At 63.5% G+C, this 12,147-nt stretch carries 8 protein-coding genes; 1 reads left to right on the top strand and 7 read right to left on the bottom strand.

The window, feature by feature from the left end:
* Positions 1-2: 2 nt before the first annotated feature.
* Entirely contained in the window at positions 3-893 is an 891-nt protein-coding gene (locus APH42_RS05725; protein WP_012272940.1) for a LysR substrate-binding domain-containing protein, read from the bottom strand.
* Between the two features lie 150 nt (positions 894-1,043).
* On the opposite strand from APH42_RS05725, the gene APH42_RS05720 reads away from it, so the two are divergent.
* Positions 1,044-2,063: an LLM class oxidoreductase gene (locus tag APH42_RS05720; protein ID WP_060492928.1), complete on the top strand. Its 1,020-nt coding sequence runs from the start codon at positions 1,044-1,046 to the stop codon at positions 2,061-2,063.
* Between the two features lie 35 nt (positions 2,064-2,098).
* On the opposite strand, the gene APH42_RS05715 is transcribed toward APH42_RS05720, so the two are convergent.
* From APH42_RS05715 to APH42_RS05690, 6 genes are all read right to left on the bottom strand, one after another.
* On the bottom strand, positions 2,099-4,549 hold the full coding sequence (locus APH42_RS05715; protein ID WP_060492908.1) for a TonB-dependent receptor: 2,451 nt from the start codon (positions 4,547-4,549) through the stop codon (positions 2,099-2,101).
* 84 nt (positions 4,550-4,633) lie between these two features.
* Positions 4,634-5,587, bottom strand: coding sequence for a FecR domain-containing protein (locus tag APH42_RS05710; RefSeq protein WP_012272937.1), 954 nt, complete (start codon positions 5,585-5,587; stop codon positions 4,634-4,636).
* Positions 5,584-6,114 carry a sigma-70 family RNA polymerase sigma factor gene (locus tag APH42_RS05705; protein ID WP_012272936.1) on the bottom strand — a complete coding sequence of 177 codons (531 nt, stop codon included), beginning with the start codon at positions 6,112-6,114 and terminating at the stop codon, positions 5,584-5,586. The genes APH42_RS05710 and APH42_RS05705 overlap by 4 nt, the downstream gene beginning before the upstream one ends.
* Positions 6,115-6,211: 97 nt before the next feature.
* Positions 6,212-8,983: an amino acid adenylation domain-containing protein gene (locus tag APH42_RS05700; protein ID WP_060492907.1), complete on the bottom strand. Its 2,772-nt coding sequence runs from the start codon at positions 8,981-8,983 to the stop codon at positions 6,212-6,214.
* A 249-nt stretch (positions 8,984-9,232) separates the two neighbouring features.
* Positions 9,233-10,138: a catechol 1,2-dioxygenase gene (gene catA, locus APH42_RS05695; protein WP_060492906.1), complete on the bottom strand. Its 906-nt coding sequence runs from the start codon at positions 10,136-10,138 to the stop codon at positions 9,233-9,235.
* A gap of 167 nt (positions 10,139-10,305) precedes the next feature.
* Positions 10,306-11,994, bottom strand: a complete 1,689-nt coding sequence (locus tag APH42_RS05690; protein ID WP_012272933.1) for a sigma-54-dependent Fis family transcriptional regulator — start codon at positions 11,992-11,994, stop codon at positions 10,306-10,308.
* Positions 11,995-12,147: the final 153 nt, after the last annotated feature.

Genomic DNA, 12,147 nt, shown 5'->3' with positions numbered 1-12,147 from the left:
CCTCACCATTTGCCCAGTGCCTGGTCTGTGACCCAGTCTATGAACGCCCGCACCTGCGGGCGTTTCAGTGCTTGCTGGTGGGCCACGGCATAGTAGGCGAACCGCGCCGGCCATGGCCTGTCCACCGCTACCACCAGCCTGCCGCTGCGCAGGTCTTCTTGCGCGTGGTGGTCCTGCACCAGCGCAATACCTTGCCCAGCCAGCGCCGCACGCAACAGCAGCAGGTCTTCATCGAAGCTCGGGCCGCGGCTGCAGCGGCCATCCACGGTGCAACCATGCGCCTGCAGCCACAAGGGCCAGTCGGCACGTTCGCCATCTTGCAGCAACGGATAATACAGGCAGTCCGCGGGGGCTTCGATCGCTGGCCCGCTGGCCAGCAGCGCAGGGCTTGCCACCGGCAACAGCACAGGTGCCATCAGGGCGATGCTCTGCAGCCCAGGGTAATGCCCCAGGCCATGACGCAGCGCCACATCGACGCGGTCGCGTTGCAAGTCCACCAGCTTCGCTGACGCCTCTACCCGCACCTCGATGTCCGGGTGGCGGGCATTGAAATCGCCCAGGCGCGGTACCAGCCAGGTCGCGGCGAAGGCAGGCACGGTGCTGACGGTCAGGGTGGGCGTGCGGGCCACGGTTTGCAGTTCGGCCAAGGCGCTTTCGATCTGCCCGAAGCCGCGTGACAAGCCCGGATACAGCGTGGTGCCGGCGTCGGTCAGTTGCACGCCCTGTCGGGTGCGTACCAGCAGCGTGACGCCCAGGCGCTCCTCGAGCAGGCGTATCTGCTGGCTAATCGCGCCCGGCGTCACCCCCATATGCTCGGCGGCGGCTTTCAAGGTGCCAAGACGTGCTGTTTCGGTGAACGCGCGCAAGGCAAGCAAGGGCAAGACGGCGCCCATGGGCTGCTCCTGTGTTTAGAAAATCTAAAGTTATATGGCAGAACATATCGTTTCTTATTCCAACCAGTGGTGAATAGGATAACGCTCGGATCAACTGCCAAACATTAGTTTTTCTGAGGGATTGATAGAATGTCCGTTTACGATCCGACGTTGTCGGCTGTTACTCGCGGCGCCGATGCCAGCGCGTTTGCCAACCACCCCGGTTACTGCCGTATGTTCGCCCCCCAGCGGCTGACGCTGGGCGTGTTCCTGCCATTGCGCGCCTACCAGGGCGACATGCGTGTATTGCTGGGCCAGGCTGAACAGGTGCGGGCCATTGACCGGCTGGGCTTCGCTGCCGTGTGGGTGCGCGACGTGCCATTGTTCGACCCATCGTTCGGTGATGCTGGGCAGGTGTTCGACCCATTCGCCTACCTGGCCTTCCTGGCCGCTCAGACCCAACGCGTAGCACTGGCCACCGGTAGTGCCATTTTCACCTTGCGTCACCCCATCGACCTGGCAAAAGCAGCGGCGACACTGGACTGCCTGTCGGGCGGGCGGCTGGTGCTGGGTATTGCCTCGGGTGACCGCGCCGTTGAGTTCCCCGCTTATGGCCTGGCCCATGAAGCGCGCGGCGAGCGTTTTGCCCTGGCGGTGGACTATGTGCGCCGATTGCTGGCGGGGCACACGTCGATCGACTCGCCTCTGGGGTTGGTGCGCGATGCCCAGCTGTTGCCCAGGCCGCTGAGTGGGCGTATTCCGTTGGTGGTTACCGGCCGTTCGCAACAAAGCCTGGAGTGGCTGGGCGAGTATGCCGACGGCTGGCTGAGCTACCCGGACGCCACCCACGATGCCATGGGGCGCACGCGCCTGGCCGAGAAGGTCCGCGCCTGGCGTGCCGCAATCCCTGGCGGCGGCTTCCGCCCGCACATGACCAACGAGTGGATTGACCTGGTCGATGACCCGCATTTTCCACTCACACCCGTGCAGGGTGGCTACGTGTTGAAAACCGGGCGTCAGGGGCTGATCGACTTGCTAGGCGAGTGGCAGGCGGCAGGGGTCAACCATGCCGCGCTAGGCATTCACAAGGCGCAACGGCCTGTGGCAGACATCCTCCAGGAGCTGGCGCAAGAGGTGCTACCGCTATTCCCCAGCCTGCCGGGGCCGCAGCCAATGTGTCAGGACTGGTAGATGCCCGGCGGGCTGGGCGCTGAGTCGCAGACCGGTCAGAAATCCCAGCGGGTGGTGACCATCAGGTTGCGTGGTTCGCCATAGTAGGTCGTATCGAAGTTGCCCAGCCCGGTCAGGTAGACCTTGTCGAACACGTTGTTGGCGTTGACCGTAAAACTCAGGTGCTCGTTGTACTGGTAGCGGGCCATCAAGTCGACCAGGGTGTAGCCGCCTTGCTTGATGCGGGTGTAGTCATTGGCGACCGGGCTGTAGATGTTGCCATAGAAGCCGCTTTGCCACCTCAGCCCGCCGCCTACGGTCACCGGATCGAGTACACCAGGCAGGCGGTAGGTATTGAACAGCCGCACTACGTGTTCAGGCTTGGTGGTTGCCAACGGAAAACCGAATATCCGCTGGTCGTCGGCATCGCGGGTACGGGCATAGGTATAGCCGGCGGTGATGTTCCAGCCGGGCGCCAGTTCGCCGGCCAGTTCCAGTTCGACACCTTTGGTGGTTGCACCGTCGATAGCTTTGTAGATGCCTTCATTGGTTACCGGGTTGGTGCCGACGTTGGAGGCGACGTTGTCTTGCTCGATGCGGAAGAACGCCAGGGTGCCGTTCAGCCGGCCATCGAACCAGGCGGCCTTGAAACCTGCTTCGTAACCATCGCCTTCCACCGGTGCCAAGGTCGCGCCGTTGATGTCCTTGTACACTTGCGGCTGGTAAATGGAGGTGTAGCTGGCATAGGCCGAGTAGGTGTCGTCCAGGTCGTAGACCACGCCCGCGTAGGGGGTGACCACACCGTGTTCCTTGTAGCTCGCGTGGGTGTCGCTCAGCGAAGACGTTGGGTAATAGTCTTCATCATCGTTGTACTTGAAGGTGCTGACGCGGGTGCCAAGGATGACCGAAAGCTTGTCGGTCGGCCGCAGGCGGGTGGCCACATAGGCGCCGTTCTGGCTTTGCGTGGTGGTGTAGTCGCCGTTTTTCGGGAAGTGCTGCTCGGGCAGTTTGCCGTTCCAGTCGAAGATGGAACCGGGCACCCTCTCGAATGCGCTGCCGTCGTAGGTATCACCGGTCTGCCGCGAATGCGAGGTCATGAAGCCTGCCACCAGGTCATGCTCGCGGCCGAACAGGGTGAACGGCCCGGATACATTCAAGTCTGCGGTGTTTTGCACGCGATGGCCTTCCCAGCGCCCCCAATACAGGAACATCCCTTCGCCGGTGACCGGGTCCGGGTTGCCGCCGCTGGCAGAAGCCAGGCGTGTGTCGTGATCGCTGATCATGTGGTTGAGGCTGAATTTGACCTTCCAGTCATTGACCAGGGCCTGCTCCAGCGAGCTGAAGTAGGTGGTGGACTGGAAGTCGCGACGGCTCCAGTCGGCTGCCGGGTTGTATGCGCGCGAAAAGTCGGTGCGGCTGCCGTCGGAGAAGTACGTCGGGTTGCCGGTCCAGGACGACCCGCGCGGGGTAGTGGCCTGGTTGTCGATGCCGAATGTCAGCAGCGTGTCGGGTGTCAGGTCGGCTTCGACAATGCCGTAGTAGACGTCCTTTTTCTGCTTGTAGTGGTCCAGGTACGACTTGCGGTCCTGGTAGGCACCTACCAGGCGGCCGCGCACGCTACCGCTGTCGTTGAGCGAACCGGAAATGTCACCTTCGGTGCGGTAGTTGTCCCAGGAGCCGGCGCTGGCGGTGATCGACGCCTTGAAGTCGTGAGTGGGCTTCTTGCGCACCAGGTTGACCGTGGCAGATGGGTCGCCAGAGCCGGTCATCAGGCCGGTCGCGCCCTTGATGACTTCGATACGGTCATAGGCGGCCATGTCGACATGGGTTACGCCCTCGTCGTAGACCCCGTCATAGATGGTGTTGATGCCATCGTACTGGTAATTGGTGATGGCAAAGCCGCGTGCGGAGTACTCCATGCGTTCGCTGTCATAAGCCTGGACTGAAACCCCGGGCGTGTTGCGCAGCACGTCGCCGATGTCTTGCGAGCCGTGGTCGTCCATGACCTGGCGAGTGATCACGCTGACCGACTGCGGTGTCTCACGCAGGGTCAGTGGCAGCTTGGTTGCAGTGGTAGAACCACCGGTGGTGTACGCACCGGTACCCTCGGTGACGTTACCCAGCCCCAGGGCATCGACGCGGCTGGGTGCCAACTCCACCACATCGCCCTCGCCGGTGTTCAACAGCAGCGAATAGCGCCCGTCACTTTCCTGTATGGCTTGCAACCCGGTACCGCCCAGCAGCATTCGCAAGGCCTGCTCTACGCCATAGCGCCCGTCGAGTGCCGGCGAACGTTTACCGCGCGTCAAGTGCGTGTCGAACGACAGCACGATGCCGGACTGCGCAGCGAACTGAGTCAGTGTTTCGCCTAAGTCACCCTGCGGCAGGTGGTAATCATGGGCTTGGCTGGCACAGGCGGCGCCGGGCCCACCGAGCAGGGCAGCCAGCATCAGGCAGGTGCGCAGGCCTGGCGCAGTGAAAGGCCTGGGGTTGAAGCGGCGGGTCATGTTTGCGTTTCTCATGTAGGTAAGTGTCGGGTTACCTATGAGTCGGATAAGCCGCAGCAAAGTGATCAGGTAGGGCGAGTTTATTTACACCGCCGTGACCGTTACCCAGTAGCGTGTGCGCGCTTGCACCTGCACCGGCAGGGACGTGGCCAGTGCCCGCAGAATCTGGTCGGTATCACTCAGCTTGTAGGTGCCGCTGATGCGTAGGCCTGCCACCGACTGCGCGCAGCGCAGCCAGCCCGGGCGGTAGCGTGAAAGGTTGGCGATGAACGTGTCCAGGCGCTGATCGTTGGCAATCAGCAAACCCTGGCCCCAGGCATCAGCTGCCAGCGCGACAGCTTCCACCGAGGAGAAGCCCTGTTCGTTGAACTGGCAACGCTGGCCGCTCGCTAGCTGAAGGGTTTGGCCCGAAGCCAGCTTCACCTGTGCCTGCTGGGCGAACACCTCAAGGCTGCTGCTGTCTTCGAACAGCCGCACGGCAAAGCGGCTTTCGCCGGCCTCGATGGTGCCGTTACGGGTAACGACTTTACAGGTCTGGCGTGCCGGCACCGTTACCATCAACTCACCTTGGCGCAGGCGCAGCCACGGCGCTTCGCGCAGGTCACCTACATCCGCTGCCGAGGCAGTGTTGAGGACCACCGCAGTGCCATTGTTCAGCAGTAGCGAACGCTGTTCGCCTACGCCGGTACGCACGTCTGCCAGCCACGCAGACTGCTTCACCTCCCGGTAGCCACCCAGGCTCAGAGCACCGCCGCCCAGAAGCACCAAGCCGGCCTTGACCACCCGCCGCCGGCTGGCGTGCCGGCCGTGTGCCGCCAGCGCCAGCACGCGTGCCGAAGCGGGGTTTTCGCTTGCTGCCATGCGCGTTTGCAGCCGCTCGGCCTGCTGCCAGGCCCAGCTATTGACGGGTGTCGCATTCAGCCACAGCTGCCAGGCTGAATAGTCACTGGCCTGCACGTCACCGCTGTTGAGCTGGCTGAACCAGTGCGCAGCCTGGCGCAACGAAGCCCGCTGCTCGGCATCCAGGTGCACGCTCACAGGCCTAGGCCAAGGCTGTAGATCATGCAGTGCTCGGCCGCTTTGGCAACGTAACGGCGCACACTGACTTCGGAAATGCCCAGCTGCGCGGCGATTTGCTTGTAGGGCATGCCATCGATCTGCGAAAGCAGAAATGCCTCGCGCACCTTTGGCCCGAGCGAGGCCAGCATGGCGTCGAGTTCGAACAGGGTTTGCAGCAGGGCCAGGCGTTGCTCGGGGGAGATGTCCAGTGCTTCGGGTTGCTCGGCGAGCACCTGCAGCCAGGCCCGTTCCAGGTGCACGCGGCGCAGGTGGTCGATCATCAGACGGCGTGCGATGGTTGCCAGGTAACCTTTGGGTTCGCGCACGGCTTCGAGTTTTACCGCAGCGTCGGCGGCAGACATGACGCGCACGAACACATCCTGAACGAGGTCTGCGGCCAGGTGGCTGCAGTTGACTCGCGGTTTAAGCCAGTTATGCAGCCATTTGCTCTGGGCCCGGTATAGCTGGCTGACTTGAGAGGTGAACGCTACGTCCGGGGTGCTCATCCATGCCGCCTGAAAATGCTTGCAAATGTTAATGGTTCGCATTTTAGGCAGAGTGTTTCAGGCTTTGCAATCACTGCTCCTGTGCCGGCAAGTCAGCTCAGGCTGAGGTGGCGCGCTCGGCAGGGTCTGCTCCGCGCGCCGGGTTGTGCTTGTTTCTGCGGGTAAACAGCAGACGTATCAGGGTATTCCAGCAATAGGCCACCAGCACCCCACCAGCGAGTGCCAGGGCCACCTCGAACAGCGGGTGCCTGGACACATGGTCCGCCACGGACTGGAACTGGAAATGCGTCAGGTAGATAAACAAGGTTGACGAGGCGATCACGGCGCCTGCCCGGGCAACCAGGGCCGGGACCGGCACCGAGCGAAACCAGATCAGCGCCAGCATCGCCGGCAGGGCGATGTCGACATAGCGCGTGAACGCTTCCCAGCCAACACCGGCCACCGCCATCAGGTCCAGCTCGCCGACCACCAGCACGGCTACTGCGCTGGCCACCCATTTACGTGCGGTGGTGTCGGCGTGGTGCACGGCCATGCCCAGCACCATCACCGCCAGGAAGTGCTGCGGTACCCGGTGGAGCAGGGCACTGGCGTCGAATACGAACTGGTTGATGAGCACATCCAGCGCCACCAGCGCACAGGCCGAGATGATCAGGCAGCGGAACGGGTCGGCCACGACGACCCGGCGCACGCGCCTGATCGACAGCAGCAGGCCAATGATCACGATCATCTGCACCAGCACTTCGATGTACCAGTAGTTGAACAGGCTGACCTCGCTGGCCGGGAACCAGTTGGACACCAGCAGCAGCGATTGCCAGTGCAACCGGTCGAACACCAGCTGGATCAGTGCTGTGTACAACAGCGTCGGCACCACGATGGCTGCCAGTGACCTGAGCAAGGTGCGCGCATCGCCCCGCTCTTCGATGGCCTTGAGCTGGAAGCGCGCCAGGCTGATGCCGGAGACCAGAAACAGTACCGAGGTTTCGCCGACGATCAGCCAGTGGTCGAACTCGCTGAGGTGGCCGACCACGATCAGGATGATGGCGAGCATCCGCACGAAGACTGGCATTTCCATCACCCGCCACACACCCTTGGGCGGCGCACTCAATTCGGCGAGCTGGCACACCGGCAGGGTTTCCCAGCGCTCTGGCAGGTGGCCTATGAGTTCCTCCAGTACCCGCGAGGCTTGCACGAACGACAGCGAGTCGCCGCCCAGTTCGACAAAGCTCAACCTGGCGTCCAGGCGCGGCACCTGGAGAATGCGTGCCCAGGCCGTGCTGAGCTTTTCGGCCAGCGGGGACAGCGCTTGGTTGGCACCGTCGTCGAAGGGGGCGGGCAGGGCGCGTTTGTCGACCTTGCCGTTGGGCGTGAGCGGCAGGGCATCCAGGAACACGAACAGCGCCGGCACCATATAGTCCGGCAACTGGCCGGCGAGCGCCTGGCGCAGCTCGTCAGCCCGGGTAGCCTGCTGTGCGACGCAATAGGCAACCAGGCGGGTCGCCCCGCCATCCTGGTTGGCCACCACCACGCATTGCCCGATGTGTGGTTGACGGGTGATGGCGTTCTCGATTTCCGCCAGCTCGATGCGATGGCCGCGGATTTTCACCTGGCTGTCACCGCGCCCCAGAAAACTGGCGCTGCCATCGGCCAGGTAGGCGCCCAGGTCACCGGTGCGATAACAGCGGTCGCTTGCACTGCCGGTGAACGGGTTGGCGATGAACTTGGCCTCGGTCAATGCCGGGTCGTTCCAGTAGCCCAGCGACAGGTACGGGCTGCGGATCAGGATTTCGCCGGTTTCACCTTCGCTGACCAACTGGTTGGCCGGGTTGACCACCAGCAACTGCGCATCGGCAATGCCTTTGCCCAAGGGTACGCGGGCATCGACCGCCTCCGGTTCGAGGGTATGGAAAGCCATGGCTTGCGGGGTTTCGGTGGTGCCGTAGAAGTTCACATTGACGGCATTCGGTGCGATGGCGCGCACCTGCTGGTACTGCGCCGGGCTGAGCGCATCACCGCCCCAGAACAGGTAGCGCAGTTGGCCGAGCACCTGGCTATTCATGTGTGCGCCGGTTTCGATCAGTTTGCCCAGTGGTGGGGTGAGGTGGATCACGCTCACGCCGTGCTGGTGAATCCAGCTGGCCAGCCGTGAGGGGTCGGTCAAGGTCGACTGGGCCGGGCAGGCGAGGGTCGCGCCGATCGACAGTGGCGTGAACACGTCGCGGTACACCGGGTCATGACCCAGGCCGGAAAGCAGCGAGAAGGTGTCAGCTTGGGTGAAGCCATGCTGTTGCACATGCCAGTCGATGAAGTGCACCAACGGCGCGTGGTGGGTGACGATGCCCTTGGGCTCGCCGGTGCTGCCCGAGGTGAAGGTGATGTAGGCCGGTTGCTCGGGGCTGACAGCGGGCAGCGCGACAGGTTGGCGAGGGAAGGCTTGCTGTGCTGCAGTGGGGGCTTCTGGCACCGCAGCGACAATGAACTGGCCGGCGTCCACGGTTGCCTCGCCGCAGCGCAGGACCACGGCAGGCTTCAGGGTGCTGACGATTTGCTTGATGCGCACGGCGGGGTTGGCGGCGTCGGCCACGGTGAAGGCCAGGCCGGCGCGCAGGCAGCCGAGCATGGCGTACACCAGCGCAGCGCCTCGGCTGGCGACGATGACCACACGATCGGCGCCGCTGGCAGCGTTTTCTACCAAAAATGCGGCAATGCCCTGACTGATCTGCTCCAGTTGGGTGTAGCTGCAGGTGGTGTGCTGGGCAATGATGGCAGTGGCATCCGGGCAGCGGCTGGCTTGCTTGAGAAAAGCCTGATGAATCGGCTGCTCGGCACGGTACTCCAGGCGCAGCGTCGGGTTCGGGCGCAGGTCCGGCATGATGGGTGAAGGCTCCGCATGAACGTTGGGGCTGGCTGGTAGCACAACGCTAGTGCAGGGTGGCCGATGGCGCCAATGATTGGAGGCTGCCTTGCGATAGCCGGGTTGGCACGACACTGATTTCGCAGCCAGTCCGATTGCCTTGTGGGAGCGGGATTACCCGCGAAGAATCCAACGCGGTGCCTGGCACCGGCTGTGCCGGTGTTCGCGGGTAAACCCGCTCCCACAGAGTGGACTGCCCCTGCTAAATCAATCGGTACTTGTTTGCAAAGCCCGAGGCCGCTGGCTGCGCTGTTCATCATCGGCGCTGGCCGCCGCCTGCAGGCAAAAATCGAACACCACCCGCGCCACTCCGTCCGCAAGCTGTTCAACCTCACCCACCAGCCCGTCACGGGTGGCATGGGCAAAGTCATCCCACAAATATTCGTCCCCCGCCAGGTTGATCTGCGTGGTCAGGTGCCGATACCCCGGTGCGCTGATGAAAAAGTGGATATGCGCGGGCCGCTGGCCATGGCGGCCCAACTGGTCCAGGCAGGCTTGGGTCGGCCCGTCGGCCGGGCAGCCATAGCCGCTGGGTACGATGCTGCGGGCGCGATAGCGGCCCTGGGCATCCGTGCGGATACGCCGGCGCAGGTTGTACTCGGCCTGGCTGGTGTCGAAGTAGGAGTACAGCCCCTGGGTATTGGCGTGCCACACATCGACGATGGCCCCGGCCAGCGGTTTGCCGTGCACGTCCAGCACCTGGCCTTCGAGCAGCATTGGCTGGCCCAGGTCGTGGCCATCGTCCAGCCGAGCTTCGCCTTCGCACAGCGGCGCGCCAGCCACGTACAACGGGCCTTCGATGGTGCGCGGTGTACCGCCGGCATAGCCGGCCTGGCTATCGCGGGCATCGCTGAGCAGGTCGAGGAAGTGCTCCAGGCCAAGCCCCGCCATCAGCAGGCCCGCTTCGTTGCGCCCGCCCAGGCGATTGAGGTAGTCCACCGCTAGCCAGAATTCGTCGTCGCTGATCGCCAGGTCTTCGATCAGCCTGGCGCTGTCCTGCAGGATGCGCAGCACGACCTGCTTCAGGCGTGGGTTGCCCTGGTCGTTGCCAATGCCTGCGGCCTTGGCGAAAAAGGCCTGCACGTCGGGGGAATGGGATATCGCTACAGTCATGGTTGCCTCACCGGTCGTTGTTGTTATTGCGGTGCAAAGGCTTGAGCAAATGCAATGCCAGGTTGGTAACACGCTGAAATCAGGCAGTTTTGTTGTTCAGGCGGGGGTGAAAGCGGGCGCAGGCTCGATCATTTGATCAACCTGCGCCAGTGTCATTGCGCAAATGCTCAAGGCTTGTCGGGGGCTTTCTTCAGCCGATAGGCAAGGGCAGGGCGGGTTACGCCGAGCAGGCGCGCGGCTTCAGAAACATTCTGCCCGCAGCGCTGCATGGCTTCCTGCATCAGCGCGTCTTCGACGGCATCCAGGCCAGTACCGCTGTCGAGAATCTGCGCCACCCAGCCAGGCGCAGCCTGGTCACTGGCCGCGACCAGCCGGCCATCGCTACCCAGGCCGATGCTGTCGATAGCCGGCGGCTCATGCGGGAACAGCGCGTCCAGGCCGATGCTCTGGTTCTCGTCGGTGATGATCACGCCGCGCTCCATCAGGTTTTCCAGCTCGCGGATGTTGCCTGGCCAGTCGTATTGCAAGCACACCTGCAGCGCTCGGTCGCTCAGGCCACGGGTTTTCTTGCCGTAGCTTTGGTGCAGGCGGCCGAGAAAGTGTTCGATCAGCAGCGGGATGTCTTCGCGGCGCTCACGCAGCGCCGGGATGTGCACCGGGAACACGTTCAGCCGGTAGAACAGGTCGGCACGGAAACGCCCGTCCTTGACCGCTTGTTCGAGGTTCTCGTGGGTGGCAGCGATCACCCGCACGTCCACCGGCCGCGTACGGCTGTCGCCCACCCGCTCCAGTTCGCCCTCCTGCAGCACGCGCAGCAGGCTGGCCTGGGCTCGCGGGGTTAACTCGACGATCTCGTCCAGGAACAGCGTGCCGCCGTTGGCCCGCTCGAAGCGCCCCATGCGAGCCTGCTGGGCGCCGGTGTAGGCGCCTTTCTCGACGCCGAACAGCTCGGCTTCGATCAGGTCTGGCGGGATGGTCGCGCAGTTCAGCGCGACGAATGCCGCGCCGGCACGCTCACTGCGCAGGTGCAGGCTGCGGGCGATCACTTCCTTGCCCACCCCGGTTTCACCCAGCAGCAATACCGAGGCCTTGCCTGGGGCGACCTTGTCGGTGAGCGCGCAGCAGCGCCGGTACACCGCCGACTGGCCAATGCCGTAGAACTGCCCCGACTCGTATTGCAGGCGCTGGCGCAGGTTGGCCACTTGCACTTGCAGCGATTGCAGCTCGTCGATCACCGGGTCGCTCTGGAAGTAGCGCAAGAAGGTTTCGGCATCGTCCCATTGCTCCACCGGCTTGCCGATGATGCGGCACTCGCTACCACCGCAGCCACGGCAGCTGACTTCCTTGTACAGCACCTGACGGCCAAGGAAGAACGAGCTGTAGCTGATGGCATAGCCCAGCAGCATCCAGCACACCGGCTGCTCGGAATGCAGGCCTTCTGACTGGCAGTTTTCCACCTCGAAGGAATCCTGCCACTCGATGTCGGCGTAGAAGTGGCCGTTGTCCAGGTCGATTTCCAGTTGCTGCGGGCGCACCTTGACCATGCCTTTGAGCGAGTGCAACTGCGGGCCGATGAAGAACATTTCCACCGGGTTGCCGTTGGGCCGCAGCTTGCGGGCAAGCTCGGCGTCCTTCAGGCCTGACTGGTAGCCCAGGCGTAGGAAGAAGCCTTTGGCCCGTTCTTCGCCGAGCATTTCGATCAGCTCGCGACGCATGCTGGCCATGGTCGCAGCTTGCACCAGCAGCATGCGTTGTTCGTCCAGCCAGATCTTGCCTTCGGTGCCTTCGAACCGTACCCGCTCGGTCAGGTCTTTCAGCGCCGGTGCAGGTTCAGGCGCCCTGTACTGGGTAATCATTCGCTTGCGCCCCTTGCTTGTAGTTGTATGGGGATTTGGCGTGCACCCGCTCAGGCTGGGCGGGTTTATCGGTCACGCCGAAACGACCTCGGTGTTGCAGGCAAGGCCCGGGTCGCTCTCTTTTCTAAACCGCCTGAAAGCCGCGCAAAAGTC

The organism is Pseudomonas sp. NBRC 111140 (assembly GCF_001320885.1).
GTDB classification, from domain to species: Bacteria; Pseudomonadota; Gammaproteobacteria; order Pseudomonadales; family Pseudomonadaceae; genus Aquipseudomonas; species Aquipseudomonas putida_P.
Note: the sequence above shows the minus strand (reverse complement) of the source record. Positions and strands in the feature narration are given on the sequence as shown.

Excerpts from the sequence above, each read along its gene's own strand:
- APH42_RS05705 (WP_012272936.1), bottom strand. The coding sequence starts at position 6,114 with ATGAGCACCCCGGACGTAGCGTTCACCTCTCAAGTCAGCCAGCTATAC.
- APH42_RS05690 (WP_012272933.1), bottom strand. The coding sequence starts at position 11,994 with ATGATTACCCAGTACAGGGCGCCTGAACCTGCACCGGCGCTGAAAGAC.
- APH42_RS05725 (WP_012272940.1), bottom strand. The coding sequence starts at position 893 with ATGGGCGCCGTCTTGCCCTTGCTTGCCTTGCGCGCGTTCACCGAAACA.
- APH42_RS05700 (WP_060492907.1), bottom strand. The coding sequence starts at position 8,983 with ATGCCGGACCTGCGCCCGAACCCGACGCTGCGCCTGGAGTACCGTGCC.
- APH42_RS05715 (WP_060492908.1), bottom strand. The coding sequence starts at position 4,549 with ATGACCCGCCGCTTCAACCCCAGGCCTTTCACTGCGCCAGGCCTGCGC.
- catA (WP_060492906.1), bottom strand. The coding sequence starts at position 10,138 with ATGACTGTAGCGATATCCCATTCCCCCGACGTGCAGGCCTTTTTCGCC.